15 protein-coding genes are annotated in these 19,323 nt (G+C 71.3%); 10 read left to right on the top strand and 5 right to left on the bottom strand.

Features of this window, described 5'->3' with window-relative positions; genetic code table 11:
- Window positions 1-46: 46 nt before the first annotated feature.
- The 3 genes from WG922_RS19755 to WG922_RS19765 all read left to right on the top strand — a co-directional run bounded on the left by WG922_RS19755 (window position 47) and on the right by WG922_RS19765 (window position 3,232).
- Window positions 47-769 carry a Crp/Fnr family transcriptional regulator gene (locus WG922_RS19755; protein ID WP_340284637.1) on the top strand — a complete coding sequence of 241 codons (723 nt, stop codon included), beginning with the start codon at window positions 47-49 and terminating at the stop codon, window positions 767-769.
- Window positions 770-784: 15 nt separating this feature from the next.
- Window positions 785-1,873, top strand: coding sequence for a phosphotransferase (locus tag WG922_RS19760; protein ID WP_340284640.1), 1,089 nt, complete (start codon window positions 785-787; stop codon window positions 1,871-1,873).
- An 84-nt stretch (window positions 1,874-1,957) separates the two neighbouring features.
- On the top strand, window positions 1,958-3,232 hold the full coding sequence (locus tag WG922_RS19765; protein WP_340284642.1) for an acyl-CoA dehydrogenase family protein: 1,275 nt from the start codon (window positions 1,958-1,960) through the stop codon (window positions 3,230-3,232).
- 63 nt (window positions 3,233-3,295) lie between these two features.
- Here the strand turns inward: WG922_RS19765 and WG922_RS19770 are convergent, their stop codons facing one another.
- Complete coding sequence (locus WG922_RS19770) at window positions 3,296-3,901, bottom strand: hypothetical protein (RefSeq protein ID WP_340284644.1); 606 nt, start codon at window positions 3,899-3,901, stop codon at window positions 3,296-3,298.
- A gap of 71 nt (window positions 3,902-3,972) precedes the next feature.
- Between WG922_RS19770 and WG922_RS19775 the strand changes: the two genes are divergently transcribed.
- Window positions 3,973-4,665 (top strand): glutathione binding-like protein, encoded by a 693-nt coding sequence (locus tag WG922_RS19775; RefSeq protein WP_340284645.1) that lies wholly within the window; start codon window positions 3,973-3,975, stop codon window positions 4,663-4,665.
- Window positions 4,666-4,818: 153 nt separating this feature from the next.
- Here the strand turns inward: WG922_RS19775 and rmuC are convergent, their stop codons facing one another.
- Window positions 4,819-6,384, bottom strand: a complete 1,566-nt coding sequence (gene rmuC / locus WG922_RS19780; protein ID WP_340284646.1) for a DNA recombination protein RmuC — start codon at window positions 6,382-6,384, stop codon at window positions 4,819-4,821.
- Between the two features lie 175 nt (window positions 6,385-6,559).
- Here rmuC and WG922_RS19785 point away from each other — a divergent pair, with 175 nt between their 5' ends.
- The 3 genes from WG922_RS19785 (at window position 6,560) to WG922_RS19795 (ending at window position 12,848) form a co-directional block, all read left to right on the top strand.
- Window positions 6,560-8,821: an ATP-binding protein gene (locus tag WG922_RS19785; protein WP_340284647.1), complete on the top strand. Its 2,262-nt coding sequence runs from the start codon at window positions 6,560-6,562 to the stop codon at window positions 8,819-8,821.
- 139 nt (window positions 8,822-8,960) lie between these two features.
- Window positions 8,961-11,354 (top strand): response regulator, encoded by a 2,394-nt coding sequence (locus tag WG922_RS19790; RefSeq protein ID WP_340284648.1) that lies wholly within the window; start codon window positions 8,961-8,963, stop codon window positions 11,352-11,354.
- A 201-nt stretch (window positions 11,355-11,555) separates the two neighbouring features.
- Window positions 11,556-12,848 carry a malonyl-CoA decarboxylase gene (locus WG922_RS19795; RefSeq protein WP_340284649.1) on the top strand — a complete coding sequence of 431 codons (1,293 nt, stop codon included), beginning with the start codon at window positions 11,556-11,558 and terminating at the stop codon, window positions 12,846-12,848.
- A 42-nt stretch (window positions 12,849-12,890) separates the two neighbouring features.
- Here the strand turns inward: WG922_RS19795 and WG922_RS19800 are convergent, their stop codons facing one another.
- Both WG922_RS19800 and WG922_RS19805 read right to left on the bottom strand, forming a co-directional pair.
- The gene (locus tag WG922_RS19800) at window positions 12,891-13,931 is read right to left on the bottom strand and encodes an alpha/beta fold hydrolase (protein WP_340284650.1); all 1,041 of its coding nucleotides are present in this window, start codon (window positions 13,929-13,931) and stop codon (window positions 12,891-12,893) included.
- Between the two features lie 26 nt (window positions 13,932-13,957).
- Window positions 13,958-14,962 carry an AI-2E family transporter gene (locus WG922_RS19805; protein ID WP_340284652.1) on the bottom strand — a complete coding sequence of 335 codons (1,005 nt, stop codon included), beginning with the start codon at window positions 14,960-14,962 and terminating at the stop codon, window positions 13,958-13,960.
- A gap of 290 nt (window positions 14,963-15,252) precedes the next feature.
- On the opposite strand from WG922_RS19805, the gene ku reads away from it, so the two are divergent.
- Both ku and WG922_RS19815 read left to right on the top strand, forming a co-directional pair.
- On the top strand, window positions 15,253-16,272 hold the full coding sequence (ku, locus tag WG922_RS19810; RefSeq protein ID WP_340284654.1) for a non-homologous end joining protein Ku: 1,020 nt from the start codon (window positions 15,253-15,255) through the stop codon (window positions 16,270-16,272).
- Between the two features lie 72 nt (window positions 16,273-16,344).
- On the top strand, window positions 16,345-17,226 hold the full coding sequence (locus tag WG922_RS19815; protein WP_340284655.1) for a DUF3014 domain-containing protein: 882 nt from the start codon (window positions 16,345-16,347) through the stop codon (window positions 17,224-17,226).
- Window positions 17,227-17,269: 43 nt separating this feature from the next.
- On the opposite strand, the gene WG922_RS19820 is transcribed toward WG922_RS19815, so the two are convergent.
- Complete coding sequence (locus WG922_RS19820; RefSeq protein WP_340284657.1) at window positions 17,270-18,040, bottom strand: DUF4142 domain-containing protein; 771 nt, start codon at window positions 18,038-18,040, stop codon at window positions 17,270-17,272.
- Between the two features lie 311 nt (window positions 18,041-18,351).
- Here WG922_RS19820 and WG922_RS19825 point away from each other — a divergent pair, with 311 nt between their 5' ends.
- A complete protein-coding gene (locus WG922_RS19825; RefSeq protein ID WP_340284658.1) occupies window positions 18,352-19,221 on the top strand; it encodes a DUF3014 domain-containing protein in 870 nt (289 codons plus the stop codon).
- The last annotated feature ends 102 nt before the right edge of the window (window positions 19,222-19,323 follow it).

Below are 19,323 nucleotides of genomic sequence, written 5' to 3' on the forward strand. Positions count from 1 at the left end.
CGCACGCGACAGGCTGCGGGACCTCCAGTCACTGACACGACAACCCATGGACGAGCCCATTCTTACCATCGAAGAACGCGAGGCAATCAACGCCGGGCGCTGGTTTTCATCCCTGTCCCCTTCGCTTCGCCACGACATTCTTCGATGCGCTTTCGTCAAACGCTACAAGGACGGCGACCTCATCGCCGCGCGCGGCGACCCGCCGCAGGAGTGGATCGCGTGCGCCCGGGGCGCGGTGCGGGTGAGTTCGACCTCCATCTCGGGCAAGCAGATCACCTTCGCCTATGTCGAGCCCGGCATCTGGTTCGGCGACGTGGCGATCTTCGACGGGGACCAGCGCACCCACGATGCCTACGCGCATGGCGAGACCACGCTGCTGTGCGTGGCCAAGGCCGACTTCCGCAAGATCCTGGGCAACCACACCGAGCTCTACGAGGCGCTGCTGCGCCTGCACGCGCGGCGCATCCGCCAGCTGTTCGGGCTGGTCGAGGACCTCAACACCCTGCCCCTGCGGGCGCGGCTGGCCAAGCAGCTGCTGCATCTCGTGCGCAGCTACGGCGTGGCCTGCCTGGGCAACGGACAGGACGTGCGCATCGGACTGCAGCTCGCGCAGGAGGAACTCGCGCAGCTGCTCGGGGCCTCCCGCCAGCGGGTCAACCAGGAGCTCAAGGCGATGGAGCGCGAATCGGCCATTCGCATCGAGCCCGGCGGGCTGGTCGTGCGCGACCGCGAGGCGCTGATGCGCATCACCACCGCCGAACACGACTGAAGAAGGACCACATGCATGCCGACTGATTTCTCGCACTTCGTCGGCACGCGCCCCGTCTCCGCGCAGCACGCCTTCGACACCGCCGCCCTCGAATCCTGGCTCGGGCGCCACCTGCCCGGCTTCGAAGGCCCGCTCACCGTGGAGATGTTCAAGGGTGGGCAGTCCAACCCCACCTACAAGCTGCTCACGCCGCAGCAGGCCTACGTGATGCGGGCCAAGCCCGGTCCGGTCGCCAAGCTGCTGCCGTCTGCGCACGCGATCGAGCGCGAGTTCGCGGTGATGCGCGGCCTGGCCGGCACCGACGTCCCGGTGCCCACGATGCACGCGCTGTGCGAGGACGAATCCGTGATCGGCCGTGCGTTCTACGTGATGGAGTTCATGCAGGGCCGCGTGCTGTGGGACCAGTCGCTTCCCGGCATGACGGCCGCCGAGCGCGGCGCCATCTACGACGAGATGAACCGCGTCATCGCCGCGTTGCACACCGTCGATTTCGCAGCGCGCGGCCTCGCCGGCTACGGCAAGCCCGGCAACTACTTCGAGCGGCAGATCGGGCGCTGGAGCAAGCAGTACCAGGCATCCATCACCGAACCGATCGGCGAGATGGACCGTCTGATGGAGTGGCTGCCCGCGAACATGCCCGCGAGCGCGCGCGATGCCGGCAAGGTCTCCATCGTGCATGGCGACTACCGGCTGGACAACCTGATGTTCCATCCCAGCGAGCCCCGCGTGCTGGCGGTGCTCGACTGGGAGCTGTCCACGCTGGGCCATCCCCTGGCCGACTTCAGCTACCACTGCATGGCCTGGCACATCCCGCCGGGGGCATTCCGCGGCATCGGCGGCCTCGACCTGGAAGGCCTCGGCATCCCCGACGAGCAGAGCTACATCCGGCGCTGGTGCGAGCGCACGGGGCTCGCCGATGCCGAGGCGCTGCGTGCCGACTGGAACTTCTATCTCGCCTACAACCTGTTCCGCCTCGCTGCCATCCTGCAGGGCATCGCCCGCCGCGCGCGCGACGGAACCGCGTCGAGCGAACAGGCGACCCGCTCGGGCGCCGGCGCCCGCGGGCTGGCTGAAATGGCCTGGAACTTCGCCCGCAAGGCCTGAGCCGGCTGCAGCCGCACCCATCACCGTCTCCAAAGATCTATCCGCCCGGATCTTCTCCTCGGAACTTTTGCAGGAACCCACACCATGGACTTCGACTACTCCCCCCGGACCCAGGAACTGCGGGCACGCCTGCTCAGGTTCATGGACGAGAACATCTACCCGAGCGAGAAGGCGTATGCCGAAGAGCTGGCGGCCAACACCGCGGCGGGCCGGCGCTGGACCCACCTCACGCTCATCGAACGGCTCAAGGAAAAGGCGCGCGAAGCCGGGCTGTGGAACCTCTGGATGCCCAAGGACACCGCCCAGATCGCCGGGGTCGCCGGCGCTGGCCTCACCAACCAGGAGTACGCGCCGCTCGCCGAAATCATGGGCCGGGTGCCCTGGGCGCCCGAAGTCTTCAACTGCTCGGCGCCCGACACGGGCAACATGGAGACCATCGCGCGCTACGGCAGCGACGAGCACCGCCGGCAGTGGCTGCAGCCGCTGCTTGCCGGCGAGATCCGTTCGGCCTTTGCGATGACCGAGCCGGACGTCGCCTCGTCCGACGCCACCAACATCGAGACCCGCGTCGAGCGGCGCGGCGACGAGTACGTCATCAACGGCCACAAGTGGTGGATTTCCGGCGCAGGCGACCCGCGCTGCAGGATCTTCATCACCATGGGCAAGAGCGATCCGCAGGCCGCGCGCCACTCGCAGCAAAGCATGATCCTGGTGCCGGCGGACACCCCCGGCATCCGCATCGTGCGGCCGCTCAACGTGCTCGGCTACGACGACGCGCCGCATGGGCACGTCGAGATGTTCTTCGAGAACGTGCGCGTGCCGGCTTCCAACATGCTGCTGGGCGAGGGCCGCGGCTTCGAGATCGCGCAAGGCCGGCTCGGCCCCGGCCGCATCCACCATTGCATGCGCCTGATCGGACAGGCCGAGCGCGCGCTGGAGCTGATGTGCCGCCGCGCGTCCTCGCGCACCGCCTTCGGCAAGACCGTGGCCCAGCAGACGGTCACCCAGGAGCGCATCGCCGAAGCCCGCTGCCGCATCGACATGGCGCGACTGCTCACGCTCAAGGCTGCCTGGCTGATGGACACCGCCGGCAACAAGGTGGCCCGCACGGAGATCGCCATGATCAAGGTGGTCGCCCCCAGCATGGCCTGCCAGGTCATCGACTGGGCGATGCAGGTGCACGGCGGCGGTGGCATGTGCGACGACTTCCCCCTCGCCTACGCCTACGCGCATGCGCGCACCCTGCGCTTTGCCGACGGCCCCGACGAGGTCCACCGCAACGCCATCGCCAAGTGGGAGCTGGGGAAATACGGCGCCTACGGCGCGGACGCACCTGTGCCGGTGACGCGCGGGGCCTGAGGACGCCATTCGTTTACGGGGCGGGCGGCGCCGGCTCCCGGCTGCGCCGCTCCCCGGGCTGCTTCAGGGCGGCGCCGCCACGCGCCGCGTGCTTCCCCAGGCGCGCTGACCGCTCTCGCATGCGATCTGCAGCACCGTGCCGGCATGGCGCGCCAGCACCGGCTCACGCGGGGAATACTGCACCCGCAGATACACCTTGCCGCGCAGCAACAGGAGCACCACGGGCGTGTCGGGCGCAAGCCGCGGCCATTCCATCAGCGCGGCGGCGAGCGGCGCATCCACCCAGCTCGCGGCGTGCGCCGCGTGGTCGGCCAGCACGGTCCAGTGCCGCCAGAACTCGCGCGGCAGCTGCGGCCAGCGCAGTTCCCGGTACACCGACAGCCAGCGCATCTCCTCGGGCAGCCCGGTGGTGGCCAGGGTGCGCTCGTCGTCGATGTAGCGCTCGTACGCGGACTGCTCCAGCGTCGATTTCAGGTGCCGGTTCATCAGCACGACCGACACTTCGTCGGCAAGCCTCGGCGGCAGCGCCAGGTCGCACCGGCCCAGCAGCTCACGCCGGTGGATGTAGTCGCGCGTGGGTAGCCCTTCCTGCAGCACGAACGGCCGCCCGCCTACCGCCCCTTCCATGCGGAAGTGCGGCCGCAACGACTCGGCGGCTTTTCGGATCATCGCAAACATCGACTGGCGCTTTCCCCTAGAGTGGCCGCAGATTTGACCCAAGCACAAGCAGAAAGGCAACCATGATCGAGGTGTATTCCTGGCCTACGCCCAATGGGCACAAGGTGCACATCATGCTGGAGGAGTGCGGACTTCCCTGGCGCGTGCACGCGGTGAACATCGGCGCGGGCGAACAGTTCGAGCCGGAGTTCCTGGCCATCAGCCCCAACAACAAGATTCCTGCCCTGGTGGACCCCGACGGCCCTGGCGGCACACCGATCTCGCTGTTCGAGTCCGGCGCGATCCTTATGTATCTCGCCGAGAAGACCGGCCGGTTTCTTCCGCAGGCCCCCCGCGGCCGGTATGAGTTGCTCCAGTGGCTCATGTTCCAGATGGGTGGCGTGGGCCCCATGCTCGGGCAGGCGCATCACTTCCGCCTCTATGCGCCCGAAAAGATCGCGTACGCGGTGGACCGCTACACCAACGAGGCCAAGCGGCTCTATGGCGTCATCGACAAGCGTCTTGCCCAGAGCGCGTATCTCGCGGGGCCCGACTACACGATCGCGGACATCGCCACCTTCCCGTGGCTGCGCAGCTGGCAGAACCAGGGCGTGCAGCTGTCCGACTACCCGCACGTGCAACGCTGGTTCGACCAGATCGCCGAGCGGCCGGCCGTGCGCAAGGGCGTCGAGGTGCTGGCCGACAGGCGCAAGCCGCTGACCGACCAGAAGGCGCGCGAGGCGCTGTTCGGCACCACGCAGTACGAACGCCGCTGAGGTTTCGCCTGGGGGCGGCCGGGGGACGCGTGCGGTTGCGGCCGCCACTGCGGCGCGTCGCGCGCCGCCGGGCAACACCCTGCGACGTCGGCGCCACGCGGAAGGCTCGGCTGCGGCGCCGGCGCACGGAGCCACTGCCGCAGCCCCGCGCACTCATCGGCTTGCAGGCGCCATCCCGACCTGCACCACGGCGCGCGAGACGGCCACCAGCCCGTCTTCCTGCGCACCCAGGCGTGCATGCACCGCTTCCAGCGTGGCACGGGCCTCGGCCAGGGTGTCGCCCAGCGCGTCCAGGTCGTCGTTCAGTTCGGCCGCGCGTGCAGCCAGACGGGCCCCATGCTCGGCGAGCGCCGGCCCGTGGTGATGGCGCGCCTCCTGGCGCCACAGCTGCGCCACGGTGCGCAGCACGAACACCAGGCCGGAAGGTCCCGCGAGCAAGACACCGTGGCGCCATCCCTCCAGCGGCAGCCCCCCGTCGGCCGTCACCGCCAGCACGAAGGCGGCTTCATCCGGCACGAGCAGCACGACCAGTTCGGCCGCCGCGTCCGGCCCGGCCTGCTGCCGAGCCTGCGCCAGGCGGTCCGCGTGGGAGCGGATCGCCGCAACGTGAGCGCCGAGTGCCTGCGCTCGCGCGTCCTCGTCGCCGGCATCCCGCACGCCCTGGAACGCCTGCAGGGACAGCGCGGCGTCCAGCCGCAGGCGCCGTCCCTGGGGAAGGTGGATCAACGCGGCGGCGTCTCCCTCGGGCTGGCAATGCACGGGCTCGGACAGTCCGGCGGCGGCGATCATGTCGGCCAGCGCCAGCCGCTGCGCGGGTGCGCTCGCCAGGCGCAGCAGGTCGGGAGCCGCCGTCTCGCGGGTGCCAGGCACCGCGGCCGCAGGCAGCGCGGTGCCGCGGCGAGCGCTCAGGGGCCGGCTCGCCAGCACGGCCCGCTCGGCGCGCGCACGCAGCTCCGCGGCCTCGCGCGCAAGATGGCCCACCTGCGCCTCCGCGGCAATCTGCAGCCCGCGCGCCGCGGCCAGTTCGCCGCGCAGGTGGTCCGCCGTCTCGCGGCACGCCGCCAGGTCCGCAGCGAGGCGCCCGTTCTCGATCGAAGCTGCGCTGCGCAGTTGCATCAGGCGCTCCTCGGCGGTGGCGCAGCGCAACTGGCTTTCATGCAACTGCGCCTCCAGGCCGCGCGCGCGCGCAGCCTGCTCCTGTGCGGTGGCGCGGCGCTGGTCCGCGTGCTGCAGCAGCCCCATGGCCGACTCCAGCTTGCCGTGCAGCGCTGCGTTCTCGGCCTCCAATCGTTCCAGCCGTGCGCGCGCGCCCTGCAAGGCCTCGTCCTTGTGCGCTTCGCTCGCCGCCAGCCGGCGCAGTTCCTCCTCGTTCAGCCGCAGCTGCAACGTGAGCCGATGCAGGTCGGCGTCGATTGCGGTCACCCGGCTCGCGCGCTCGCTCACGCGCGCCAGTTCGCCCCGGGCGTCTTCGAGTGCGCTGCGCCAGATTTCGCCGGCCTCGCGCACAAGCTGCGCGTCGTGCCGCGACTCCTGCAGTTCGGCCTCGGCGGCACGCAGCCGCGCGCCCTGCGCCGCCAGCTCGATGTCGAGGGCGGCGCGGCCTTGGGCCACCGCCGCCTCCAGCAAGGCGGCAATGCGGCCGCGAAAGAAAACCGTCGTCAACAAGGCGCCGCACGACAGCCCGGCCAGCGCGAACGCAACTTCGATGATGGTTTCCATGCATCCTCCGATCAGCCATTCGTGTAGTGCCAAGGCATTCGGTTCCAGCGTTCGGCGCGCGCGGCATGGAGCGCACGTGCGGTGCCGGCAGGGGCCCGAAACGGTCGCGGGCCCTCTGGTCGGGCAACGTGTCGCGTGCTATGGTCATTTCCGGCCCCGCTCGCCTGCAGTACCGATGAAGCCTCCGCCACCGCTTGCCGATGAAGAACGCCGCCTCTGTCGGCTGGAGGCCCTCGGGCTGCTGGACACCGAACCCGAAGCCCTGCTGGACGACTTCACCGAGCTGGCCGCGACGGCCACGGGCATGCCCATCGCGCTGATTTCGCTCATCGATCGCAACCGGCAATGGATGAAATCGGCGGTGGGCCTGCCGCAAGGATTCGAGACCCCCCGCCGAATCTCGTTTTGCGGCCATGCGATCGCCTGCGACGATCCCGTCTTCGAAGTCGAGGACACGCTGCAGGACGCGCGCTTTTTCGACAACCCGCTGGTGCGTGGCGCCCCCGGCGTGCGGCACTACGCGGGCGTTCCGCTGGAGATGCCGGGTGGCGAGCGCATCGGCACCCTGTGCGTGCTCGGGGACCAGCCGGGGCAGCTGGACCAGGGCGCGCGCCGGCTGCTGGTGAGGCTGGCGCGAGGCGTCGAGCGGACCCTCCTGCAGCGCGAGAGCGCGCAGGAACTCGGCGCGCGCCTGCGCGCCGAGAGCGCAATGCGCGAAAGCGAAGCGAGCTTTCGCGCCCTCACCGAAGCCATTCCGCAGATGGTCTGGGCCAGCACGCCGGAAGGCCAGGTGAGCTACCAGAACCAGCGCTGGCGCGAGTTCGTCGGAGCGGCCACGGGTCTGGATGGCCAAGCGTGGTCGGAGGCCATCCATCCGGAAGACCGCGATCGGGTGCAGTCGGCCTGGCAGGCGAGCCTCTATACCGGCCAGCCCTACGAAGGCGAGTTTCGGCTGCGCCACCAGGACGGCGCCTACCGCTGGGTGCTGTCGCGCGCGCTGCCGGTGCACGACGACGCGGGCCGCGTGCTGCGCTGGCTGGGCACGCTGACCGACATCGAGGACCAGAAGCGCGCGCTGAACGAGCTCGAGGATTCCAGCCAGCGCAAGGACGCCTTCCTGGCCATGCTTGCGCACGAGCTGCGCAATCCGCTCGCGCCCATCGGCACGGCGGCGCAGATCCTGCGCGCTGCGCCGCGCGACCCGGAACGCGTGGTCCGCGCCGGCGAACTCATCGGGCGGCAGGTGGGCCACATGTCCGCGCTGGTCGATGACCTGCTGGACGTCTCGCGGGTCACGCGCGGGCTGGTGCGCATCGCCCGCCTGCCGGTGGACCTGCGCGAGGTGCTGCGCGCCGCCCTGGAGCAGGCGCGCCCGCACGTCGAGGCGCGGCGGCATGCGCTGGTGGTGGAGATCGACGAGACGCGCTGCGCACAGGTTCTGGGCGACCAGGTGCGGCTGGTCCAGATCGTCGTGAATCTTCTGAACAACGCCGCCAAGTACACGAACGAAGGCGGGCGCATCGTCCTGTCGCTGCGCATCGACGAGGGCGGCACGGCGGCGATCCTCGTGCAGGACAGCGGATCGGGCATCGACTCCGAACTGCTGCCGCACCTCTTCGATCTGTTCACGCAGGCCCAGCGCACTCCCGACCGCGCGCAGGGCGGGCTCGGGCTGGGTCTGGCTCTCGCTCGCACGCTCGCGCGCCTGCATGGCGGCGATGTCACCGTCAAGAGTGCCGGATCCGGCGCCGGCAGCACGTTCACCGTTACCCTGCCCCTGGACGTCGCGCATGCGCACGCCTCGGCCACCCCGGCCCCGGCGCCTGTGCCGGCAGCGCCAGTGCCCGCGGCGGCGTCTGCCACGCCGCGAGGGCAGCCACCGCATCCAGGTTCGCCCTCGCCTTCGCCCTCGCCCTCGCCTTCGCACTCGCCTTCGCCCTTGCCTCCATCCCCCGCGCCTTCGCCCACGGCTGCCGCAGGCACCGGCAGCGCCTCCCCGTCGCAGCGCCCCGGCGCCGCATCGCACGCCGACGCGCCCGGCCGCAGCCTGCGCGTGATGGTGGTGGACGACAACACCGACGCAGCCGACATGCTGGGGGTGTGGCTGGAGACGCTGGGGCACACCGCGGTCGTTCGCACCGACTCCCAGCAGGCCCTGGATGCGGCGCTGGCCGATCCCGCACAGGTCTACGTGCTCGACATCGGGCTGCCCGGCATGGACGGCTACGAACTCGCGCGGCGCCTGCGCTCGAGCCCCCGCACGCGGGGCGCCACGCTGGTCGCCCTCACCGGCTACGGCCAGGCAGAGGACATGCTCCGCTCGCGGGAGGCAGGTTTCGACTTCCACTTCGTCAAGCCCATGAATCCGGACCGCCTGAGCGAGTTGCTCCAGCAGCTTCCCGCGGGCCGCGACGAGGCTACGGCGCCACCGCATTGAGGCGCCCTGCACGCCATCGCCCCGCCCTGGGCGCGTCCACCCGTCCCTGCAGCGCACCCCGGCCGCCGCTGACGCACAATCCGGGCTGCCGGCGCGGCGGCCACCGCCTGCGGCGCCCCTTGTCCAACTGCCCACCCAGATGAACCGCTCTGCCCCCGCCGCCTCGGACGAGGCCTTCGCATCCGTCCGGGTCCCTGCCCTGCTCGAGAGCCTGCCGTATGGCCTGGGCCTCTTCGATCGCGCGCAGCGCCTGGTGCACTGCAACTCCCGATTCCAGGTCCTGCTCGGGCTCGGCGATGCGCCCGTGCCGCCAGGCCTCGACTTCGCCGCGCTGGTCGAGCGCACCCGGCGCGCCGGCGTCCCCGGGGCCCAGCCCGGCGGGCTGATGCTCAGCGACGGCAACGCCCCCGCGCAGCCGCGGCGCGTCGAGCGCCTGATGGGCACCGGCACCCTGCTGGAGATCCATTTCACCGCGCTCGCAGACGGCGGCATGGCCATGAGCCTGCTGGACATCACGGCGTCGCGCCAGACGGTCGAGGCGCTTCGCCGCAGCCGTACCCAGTCCGAGTTGCTGCAGGGTCAGGTGCGCCAGGCCCGCGAAGAGGCGCAGCGTGCGGTACAGGGCCGCCACCAGTTCATCGCCAACATGGCGCACGAGCTGCGCACCCCCGTCAACGCCATCCTCGGCATGCTGCAGCTGATCGAAGGCGCCGTGCTGGACGAGCGCCCCCGCGAGTGGCTGGCGCACGCGCGCGATGCCGGCCGCTCCCTGGTCGGCGTGATGGACGACATCATGGATTTCGCGAGCGTCGAAGCCGGCGAAGTCACGCTGCAGCCACGCACCTTCGAGCTCGAGCAGCTCCTGCGCGAGCTGTCCGCCGCGTTCGCGGGCACCCTCGGCGAGCGCCCCCAGGAGTTCGTCTTCGACATCGATCCGTCCCTGCCGCCGCGGCTGGTGGCCGACGACCGTCGCCTGCGCCAGGTCTTGATGCACCTCGGCGGCAACGCCATCAAGTTCGGCGACGGCAAGCCCGTCGTCCTGCGCATGGCGCAGCTCGCCCGCAAGGACGGCACGGTGGAGCTCCAGGTCGATATCGTCGATCAGGGCATCGGCATCGAAGCCGCCCGGCTGCAGGAGCTGATGCAGGGCTTCGGCCAGGCCGAATCGGCGGCGAGCCGCCGGTTCGGCGGCAACGGGCTGGGCCTCGCCATCTGCCGGGAGCTGCTGCGGCTGATGGGCAGCGAACTGCGGGTGCGCAGCGTGCCCGGCCAAGGCAGCAGCTTCGGCTTCGTGCTGCGGCTGCCCGAAGGCACCGGCGCGGCGGTCACCGCGACGCCGGTGGTGACCCACGGCCTGCGCGTGCTGGTGGCGGACGATCGGGCGGCAACCCGGCAGGCCTACGCCCGCATGGCGCAGTCGCTCGGCTGGCAGGTGACGGAAGCTGCATCGCTGACAGAGGCCCTGGACGTCCTGGGCAACCAGCGCCAGATCGGCGCGGCCCTGGTCGGCTGCAAGCTCGCGGGCGGCGAGCCGTTCAGCGCGGCCCTGCGCATCGCCGATGCGTTCCCGGGGCGTGCCCTGGCGGTCGTCGCGCTGGGCAACGCCGCCGGCCGGCAGCAGCTGGCCCGGATCGCACCGGAGCGCCGCCGCATCGGGGCTTACCTGGGGGGACCGGCTACGGCCTCGATGCTGGCGGACGCCGTCAACCAGGCGCAGGGCGCAGCGCAGCCGCCGGCGCGTCCGGGCGCCACGCCGACGGGCAAGCCGCTGCAAGGCATCCGCGTGCTGGTGGCGGAGGACAACGAGAACAACCAGATCGTCACCCGCGACCTCCTGGTGGCCCAGGGCGCACAGGTGGAGATCGCGGTCGATGGCCTGGACACGCTCACCTCGATCGTGGCGAATGGCCGCTACGACGCGATCCTGATGGACTGGCAGATGCCCAACATGGACGGCCTGGAAGCCACTCGCGAGATCCGGCAGATCGTGGGTTTCGAGAATATCCCGATCATCGCCCTGACCGCCAACGCCAGCAGCGGCGATCGCGAGGCCTGCCTGGAAGCGGGCATGGACGCCCACCTCGCCAAGCCGGTCGATGCCGGCGAGCTGGTGGCCACGCTGCTGCGCCACACCCGCGTCGCCAGCGCAGCAGAGGTTCCGTCGCGGCGGCCCGCTGCGGCGGGGGCCGTGGCGCCGCCTTCGAGCGCTGTGCGCATCGACCGCGACGCCGCCATGGCGCGCCTGGGCGGAGACGCCAACCTCTACGCACGCGTCGTCGAGCGCTTCCGCCAGGAAGCGCCCCGCGCGCTGGCCGCCATCGACCAGGCGCGCCAGCGCGGCGACCGCAAGGAAGCGCACCGGCTCGCCCATACCCTCAAGGGCAACGCCGGCACCGTCGGTGCGCAGCAACTCGCCGAGGCCGCGCAGCAGACCGAGACGGCACTCGCCGCCACGCCTTCGCCGGCCGACCAGGCGGCCCTCGAGACGCTGCGCACCGTGCTCGACGCCACCTTGCGGCAGCTCGCTGCCTGACGGGAGCACCCCAGCCCGCCGGCTGCAGCCCGCAGCCCGCAGCCCGCAGCCCGCAGCCAGCGTGCCTGGCGTCTGCATGCCGGCGCCGGACCCTGCGCCCCGGCCCGCCCCCGTCCTGCGCAGCGCCTTCATGCCGCTTCGTTCGCCTGCAGGGCTAGCCCCCTCCCGCGCCGCCCGGCGCGCCGCTAGGATGGGACGGCCATGCTCCAGAAACTGCGCAACCTCGCCACGCGTTCACGCTCACACCGCGCCCTCGCGCCGCTGCTGCGGGCCTGCCACCAGCTCGTCTCCGAGCGCGGCCAGGCCAGTGTGTATGCCCTCTCGCAGGAGGTGATGACGCTCTACCGCGAGCTGCCGCCCACCGAGCGGGTGGCGTTTTTCGCGGCGCTGGCCACCGACTTCGCGCCGCGTCCCCAGGAGGTGCTGGCCAGCGCGATGCAGTTCTCGCGGGCGCAGACGGCCGATACGCTGGCGGCGCTCACGCGCGCCGTCGAACCCCCTCGGCAGGAGCTGCTGCGCCGCATCAACCGTGCCCCGGGCGGCACCGCCGCCCTGCTGGCCATGCGCTGCGACCTGCTCGGGCTGATCGCCGAACAACCCGAGCTCCGCGCGGTGGACGCGGACTTCCTGCACCTGCTCGCCTCCTGGTTCAACCCGGGCTTCCTGCGTCTCGAGACGGTGAACTGGCAGTCCAGTGCCGCACTGCTCGAGAAAATCATCCGCCATGAGGCCGTCCACGAGATCACCGGCTGGGACGACCTGCGCCGCCGCCTGCAGCCCGACCGGCGCTGCTATGCCTTCTTCCACCCGCAGCTCGGAGACGACGAGCCGCTGATCTTCGTCGAGGTGGCGCTGGTCGAAGAGATCCCCGCCACCATTGCGCAGTTGATCGATGCCCCCGCCGCCGCGGCCCTGACGGGCAGCGCACGAACGGCGGTCTTCTATTCCATCAGCAACTGCCAGCCCGGTCTGCGCGGGGTGTCGCTGGGCAACTTCCTGATCAAGAAGGTTGCCGACCATCTGTGCGCCGAGTTGCCGCAACTGCGCACCTTCTGCACCTTGTCCCCCGTCCCGGGCTTCACCCGCTGGCTCGGCGAGGCGACGGCACATCCCCCGCAGGGCGCATGGCGCCCGCCACTCGAGCGTGTGCAAACCTGGCGCCAGTCGCAAGGCACGGTGGGGTCTGCGGCCCTCGCGGCGCTCTCGGACGACCTGCGCAACGACCTGTGCGCCCTCTGTGCCCACTACCTCGTCGCCCATTCCCACGGTCCGCAGGCCGACCCGGTGGCGCGGTTCCACCTCGACAACGGAGCACGGCTGGAACGCGTGAACTTCGCCGCCGACCTCTCTCGCAAGGGCCTGAAGCAGTCGCTCGGGATGATGGTGAACTACCTCTACGACCTGGACAGCGTCGAACGGCGCCACCAGCAGTTCATCGACGGCGAGGTGAGCCACGCGATGGCGGTGCGGCGCCAGCTGCGCCCGGCGGCCTGAGCGGCGGCGGCTCCGGGCTGCCCTTCCCTGCCCGGCTACGCCTTACCGGGCCGCGACGGCACCCGGTGTACCGAGCGGTCGCGGCTGGCGGCCGTCGGCCATCACGGCTTCGAGCATCTCGACCACCGCATGAGGCGCCGCGTGGTGCAGCATGTGGCCGATGCCCGGTGCCACGTGCAGCCGGCTGGCGGGAAGCTCCGCGGCGAGCCGGCGCGCGTGCTCGTCGGTATCGACCACGCGGTCGCGCGCCCCGGCCATCACCGCCACCGGCAACTGCAGTCCCGCGTATCGGGGCGCCATCGCGCGGGCCGCAGGCAGCATGTACACCAGGTCCTCGGCATCGGCGCGCAGCTGCGAAGGCCGCACCAGCAGCTCCTGCGCGAGCTGCGCCAGATAGTCCGGCGGCGGATCCTGGGGCGCGAAGGCGCCGCGCACCATGCGCTTGAGCGCCAACCGGGCGCTCAAGGACGAGACGGTGTAGCGCATGGCGTCGCCCAGGATCGGTGTTGCCACCGGACCGAAGGCCAGCGTAAGCGGGTGCACCTGCGGGTAGTAGTAGCCGCCCACCAGCACCAGCCCCGCCAGATTGGCGGGGTAGTCCAGCGCCAGGGCCAGCGCCACCAGAGCTCCGAGCGAGTGCCCCAGGACCACCGGACGGTCCATCCCGAGCGCCAGCAGCGCGCGATGCAGCACCGCCGCCTGCGCATGCGGAGTCCACAGCCGGTCGCGCGGGCGCAGGCTGTGGCCGAACCCGGGGCGGTCGAAAAGCACCACCCTGCAGCTCTGCGCGAGCTGCTGCGGCACGCCGCTGGCCAGCAGATCGCCCATGTGCACGCCGTTGCCGTGCAGCATCGCGACCGGCGGTCCGGACCCCATCTCCAGGTAGTGGAGGCGGACCCCATCGATATGCATGAAGCGTCCGGACGGCGCGTGGTCCCGCTGAGCCTGCTCGGCCTTGTGGTGCGCCCACATGGCGTAGGCGGCGACTGCAGCGGACAGCGCCAGCAGTCCGGCATGCCTGGTGCGCGGTGCGGCGGCACGCGCGGTGCGGGTGTTGCGAGTGAAAGCAGCAGGAGGGTGCATGGTGGTCAGGCGGTATTAGGCGGGGGTCATGCCGCGGGCAGGGGCCGGGATTCGAGGTAGTGCTCGACGTAGAGCGTGCGGGTCAGCACCATCAGCACCACCATCAGGGGCGTCGCGAGCAGCACGCCTCGCAGTCCGAACAGCGTGCCGAATACCAGCACGGCGAACAGCGCCAGCACGGGCGGCAGGCGCACGGTCCAGCGCTGCGCGAGCGGGGTCACGACGTTCGACTCCAGCTGCTGCACGGCGAGCATCACGCCCGCGACCCACAAGGCCATCTCGGGCGAGTCGGTGAAGGCGAACACCACCGCCAGCGCACCAGCGGCGAGCGGACCGAGGTACGGCACGAACTCGAACAGTCCCGCGAGCAGGCCGAGCGTGCCGGCCAGCGGCGCGCCCACCAGCGACAGCCCGGCCCAGGTTGCCACGCCGACGAAGGTCATCGACAGCGCCTGCCCCTTGAGCCAGCCGACCAGCGCGCCTCCGGCGGCGTCGAGGCCACCGCGCAGCACCTCGCGACGCGCGGGCGGCGCGAGGCGCTCCACACCACGGAGGTACAGGTCGCGCTCGGCGGCCAGGTACACCGCGGCCATCGTGACCAGCAGCGCATCCAAGAAGACGGAGATCGTGACGGTCGCCATGTTCGCGAGACGGCCGGCGGGCATGCCGTCACCGAAACTGCTGTCCCACAGGCGCAGCACGCGCGCGCCGAAGGGCTGGCTCGCGAGCCATCGGCGCAGCGCATCGATCGCGCCGCCGAAGCTCTCGCGCAGGGCCTCGATCTGCGAGGTGACCGCGTCGCCCACCATCCATCCCACGCCCAGGACGAGCCCCAGCGCTGCGAGCACCGTGACGATCACGCTGGCACGCCAGCCCAGCCCGGTGCGTTCCATCTGCGAGGCGAACGCGCCGACCACCACGCCCAGGAGCACGGCGCCGAACGCCAGCAGCAACACGTTGCGCAGCAGCCAGGCCAGCCAGGTCAGGCTGACCAGGGCGATCGCGACGAGGACGCGGGCAACGAAGCTCATGGGTGTTTCCCCGCCTACCTTAGCCGTGGGCCAGCCGTGCACCGTGTAGGAGGCGCGCCACTTTGCGGCGGAGAGCCGCGTGACACGACTGGCAGCGCGACGGCCGTACCGCTGCCGCTGGCGATCCGCGCGCCGACCCGGCGCCGCAACGCGCTTGCCGGCTGCACGCGACGGATCGTCGCTAGCCGATCCATGCCGTCGGCCGTGCATGGCATCGGCGGCGGACCACATCGAGCCGCTCGCCCCGCCTACAGGGCGCCCCGCCCGCTTCGCGCTAGCGTGCGGCTGCCATGGCCACCGCAAGTGCACGCACCCTCTGGAAAGGCGCCATCAGCTTCGGGCTGGTGCACATTCCCGTGTCCCTGCACGCGGCCACGCAGGACCTGCGCCCGAAGATGCGGATGCTCGAGGCGGGCTCCGGAGCGCAGGTGGGCTACCAGAAGATCGACAAGCGCACCGGCGAAGCGATCGCACCGTCCGACCTGGTCAAGGGCATGGAGGTCGCAGAGGGCCAGTTCGTGACCCTCACCAAGGAGGAGATACGGGAAGCCCTGCCCCGCTCCACCCAGACCATCGAGATCGAGGCCTTCGTGCCGCTGCAGGACGTCCCCCCGGTCTTCTACAACAAGCCCTACTACACCAGCCCCATCCATCGCGGCAGCAAGGTGTACGCGCTGCTGCGCGACGTGCTGCGGCGCACCGGCCGCGCCGGGCTCGGGCGCATCGTGGTGTCCACCCGGCAGCACCTGGCGCTGGTGGTGGCGAGCGGCGACGGGCTGGTGGTGAACCTGCTGCGGTGGGCCGACGAAGTGCGCAGCATGGCCGAGTTGCCGCTGCCTGGCGCCGCGAGCGATGAAGGCGTCACCGAGCGCGAGCTCGGCATGGGCGAGCAGCTGGTGCTGGAGCTCTCCGACGATTGGCATCCGGAGCGCTACCGCGACGAGTTCCGCGAAAAGCTGGAGGCGCTGGTCGAAGCCAAGCGGCGAGCCGGCGACATCACCCACGCCCCGGCCGGCGCTACGGAGGCGCCGGTGCCCACCGGTGCCGGTGCCGAGGTGATCGATCTGACGGAGCTGTTGCGCAAGAGCCTGCGACAGGCGCCTGCGGCTGCGCCCGCCGCAGCCGCACCGGCACCGCGCCGCCCTGCCGCGCGGGCACCGGCGCCGGCCGCCTCCACGCGCAGCCGCAGCGCGGCGCGCAAGGCCGCGAACGACGACGAGGCGGCGGCCGCGCAACGCGCCGCCGCCGCCGCGAAGCCGAGCTCGACCGCTCGCACCACTGCCAAGGCCCCGCGCCGCAAGGTTGACTAGGGCGCTCGCGCGCTCCGGTGCGAAGCCGGGGCAACGCTTTCGCGATCGGCCCGGCGCCGCTATAACGGGCACATGGCCCGTGACGAAGATTTCCGCCGGCGGCCCGATGAACCGTACGCCCACCGCAGCGACGCGCGCCCGCGGCCGCGGGTGGTCGTGCTCGTGGCTGCCGCACTGCTGCTGCTGGCGCTGGGCATTACCTGGCTGTGGTGGACGCGTGGCGGCGATGGCGCGCCCGCGGCGCCCGGCGCCTCCACGACGCCGGCCACCACCGCGCCGGTCGCGACGGGTCCGCGGTTCCCGATCGAGGAAGGCGACCCCGCCGCTGCCCCCCAAAACATCGAGTCCGCCATCACAGATCTTGTCGGGCGCCCGGCCGCCGCTGCCCTGCTGAACGCCACCGATTTCCCGCGGCGCTTCGTCGCCACGGTCGACGCGCTCGGGCGCGAACACGCCACCTCGCTGCTGTGGCCGGTGCTGCCGACTGCGGGGCGCTTCGACGTGCGCGCCGAACCCGGCGGCAAGACGGCCGTCATTTCGCCGGCCAATGCCGCACGGTACCGGCCCTTCGTGGCCATGGCCGAACGCATCGATCCGCAGCGCACCGCCCAGTTGTATCGCAGCATCTATCCGCGACTGCAGCAGGCCTACCGCGACCTGGGCTTCACCGGCTACTTCAACGACCGCACCGTGGAGGTCATCGACCTGCTGCTCGCCACGCCGGAGCCGCAGGGCCCGGTGGAGCTGCGGCAGCCCGAGCGCAAAGAGCCGGGCGGCGATCCGCGCACCTGGGTGCGTTGGCAGTTCGCCGACGAGGAATTGCAGTCCCTGACCGCGGGGCAGAAGGTGCTGGTGCGCATGGGCGTGGACAACCAGCGGCGCCTCAAGCGCACCCTCACCGAGCTGAGGCGCGAGCTTGCGACCGTGACGGCCGACGCCGCAGCCCAGCGCTGACGGCCGCGCGCAGCGGCGCGGCCGTCGCGTGCGCCAAGGGCGCTCAGCTCTTGTTGCCGCTGGCGGGCGCAGCCTGGTTGCGCGGTGCGGCGGGCGCGTCCTTCGGCGCGGCCTTGCCGTCGGCAGCCGGGCCGCCCATGCGCGTGCTCTCCTTGCCTGCCTGGGGCAGCTTGCGGGCGTCGGCCAGGTGCTCCTCGAGCTTGGGCAGGGTCTTCTCGGCCCAGGCCTTGAGCTCGGGGTTCTTCAGGTCCTTGCTGGCCTTCTGGAAGCGCTTGACCGTGTCCTCGTGCGCTTCGACCCCGACTTCTTTCGCAAAGGTGCGGTCGAACTCGGCGCCGGACTGCTTGCGCAGGTCTTCCAGGGTGCTGCGCTTGCCGCGCGGCAGCTCCTTGGGCATCTCGACCTGGTGGCGGCTGGCGATCTGCTGCAGTTCCTGGCTGGCCGTCTTGTGCTCCTTGAGCAGCTCGTTGGCGAAGGATTTCACCTCCGGGCTGCTGGATTTCTCGACGGCAAGCTGGGCCGCCTGCATCTCGAACATGTTGCTGGCAGCCGCGTCCTCGATGAACTTCCGGTCGCCGCGAGCCAGCTTGTCTTCGCCCTTCTTCGCCTGGGCGTCGCGCGCGTTGGCGTTCGCATTGGCGTTGGCGGCGGCTGCGCTGGGCTTGGGCGCCATCACGCCGGTCGCGCCGGTGGAACCGGTGGTGCTGCCGCCCGCGCCGCCCGCCGTGCTTCCGGTGGTTCCTTGGGCGACGGCACTGCCCATGCCGATGGCCAGGGCAACTGCTGCGGGGATCATCAAATACTTGGGTTTCATGGTTTCTCCTGCTCTTAGCCTGCGTGTTGAGGGGCTCTCCTTGTCGTATGGCTGCCTGCACGGGTTTGTCGGAAGGAATCGCACTTTTCCGCTGCACCGCTGCTCGCGTTCCAGTAGGACGCACCGGACGGTATGCAGCGCAAGGCTGCGCCTCACGCTGGCTGCACCTCGGGAACGGGGCGACAATGCACAGATACGACAGGTGCGGCAGGCGTTCACACCTGGCGGGGCGCCCCGACCAGCGCCCGCGAGACCAGCAGCCAACCGTGTTCGCTGCCTGCGGCGATCACGTGCGAAGGAGACAGACCCGCATGCCCCACGACGACAACCGATTCCGGCCGGCAGGCCACCAGATCCGCGCACGGCGCCGCAGCTGGGCAGCGCCCCTGCTTGCGCTCACGGTGCTGCTGGCCCTGGCTGCGGCGGCCTGGATCTGGTGGAGCCGCGCCTGGCCACCCGCGCCCCTGCCCGCTGCGCCCGCCGTGTCGGCGGTCATTCCTCCCGCGGAACCCGCCATACGCCATCCGCTCGACCAAGCACCGCCCACGGCTGACATTCCCGCCGCTCTGGAGGCCCTGCTCGGCTCGCAGGCGGTGGAGCGCTTCCTGCAGGTCACGGAGTTTCCGCGCCGCTTCGTCAGCACGGTGGACAACCTCGGCCGCGAGCATGCGCCGCCTCACCTGTGGCCGGTCAACACCACCCCGGGACGCTTCAGCGCCGAGGGCCGCCCCGAGCAGTCCGTGCTGAGCGAGACCAACGCCGCACGCTATCGGCCTTTCGTGGCGCTCGCGGAGCGGCTTGATGTCCCCGCTGCGGCGGCCCTGTACCGCAGCATCTACCCGCAGCTGCAGGCCGCCTACGAGGAGCTCGGCTTTCGCAACCGCTACCTGAACGACCGCGTGGTCGAGGTGGTCGATCTGCTGCTGGCAACGCCGCAGCCTCAGGGTCCGGTGCAGGTGCGGCTGCTGGAGATCAAGGGACCTGTCGCCGATCCGCGCCCCTGGGTGCGCTGGGAGTTCGTCGATCCCGCCCTGCAGTCGCTCACCGCGGGCCAGAAGATCATGCTGCGCATGGGCGCCGACAACCAGCAGCGCCTCAAGCGCACCTTGACGCAGCTGCGCGCCGAACTCGCCCGCGACGGCCGCGCCGAGCTCGCCGGAAGCAGCGGCCCGGTGCGTTGATCGCGCCTTCCGCCGGCCTGGCCCTGGTCAGGCGAAACCGGGCGATTCCAGGCGACCCGGGAGCATGACGAGGACCAGATCCGGCGCGGGGCGCCCACCGCC

The organism is Ramlibacter sp. AN1015, assembly GCF_037726105.1.
Lineage (GTDB): Bacteria > Pseudomonadota > Gammaproteobacteria > Burkholderiales > Burkholderiaceae_C > Ramlibacter.

Coding starts and splice junctions, on each gene's coding strand:
- rmuC (WP_340284646.1), bottom strand. CDS start 6,384: ATGGAAACCATCATCGAAGTTGCGTTCGCGCTGGCCGGGCTGTCGTGC.
- WG922_RS19815 (WP_340284655.1), top strand. CDS start 16,345: ATGGCCCGTGACGAAGATTTCCGCCGGCGGCCCGATGAACCGTACGCC.
- ku (WP_340284654.1), top strand. CDS start 15,253: ATGGCCACCGCAAGTGCACGCACCCTCTGGAAAGGCGCCATCAGCTTC.
- WG922_RS19755 (WP_340284637.1), top strand. CDS start 47: ATGGACGAGCCCATTCTTACCATCGAAGAACGCGAGGCAATCAACGCC.
- WG922_RS19790 (WP_340284648.1), top strand. CDS start 8,961: ATGAACCGCTCTGCCCCCGCCGCCTCGGACGAGGCCTTCGCATCCGTC.
- WG922_RS19820 (WP_340284657.1), bottom strand. CDS start 18,040: ATGAAACCCAAGTATTTGATGATCCCCGCAGCAGTTGCCCTGGCCATC.
- WG922_RS19795 (WP_340284649.1), top strand. CDS start 11,556: ATGCTCCAGAAACTGCGCAACCTCGCCACGCGTTCACGCTCACACCGC.
- WG922_RS19765 (WP_340284642.1), top strand. CDS start 1,958: ATGGACTTCGACTACTCCCCCCGGACCCAGGAACTGCGGGCACGCCTG.
- WG922_RS19800 (WP_340284650.1), bottom strand. CDS start 13,931: ATGCACCCTCCTGCTGCTTTCACTCGCAACACCCGCACCGCGCGTGCC.
- WG922_RS19770 (WP_340284644.1), bottom strand. CDS start 3,901: ATGATCCGAAAAGCCGCCGAGTCGTTGCGGCCGCACTTCCGCATGGAA.
- WG922_RS19760 (WP_340284640.1), top strand. CDS start 785: ATGCCGACTGATTTCTCGCACTTCGTCGGCACGCGCCCCGTCTCCGCG.
- WG922_RS19825 (WP_340284658.1), top strand. CDS start 18,352: ATGCCCCACGACGACAACCGATTCCGGCCGGCAGGCCACCAGATCCGC.
- WG922_RS19785 (WP_340284647.1), top strand. CDS start 6,560: ATGAAGCCTCCGCCACCGCTTGCCGATGAAGAACGCCGCCTCTGTCGG.
- WG922_RS19775 (WP_340284645.1), top strand. CDS start 3,973: ATGATCGAGGTGTATTCCTGGCCTACGCCCAATGGGCACAAGGTGCAC.
- WG922_RS19805 (WP_340284652.1), bottom strand. CDS start 14,962: ATGAGCTTCGTTGCCCGCGTCCTCGTCGCGATCGCCCTGGTCAGCCTG.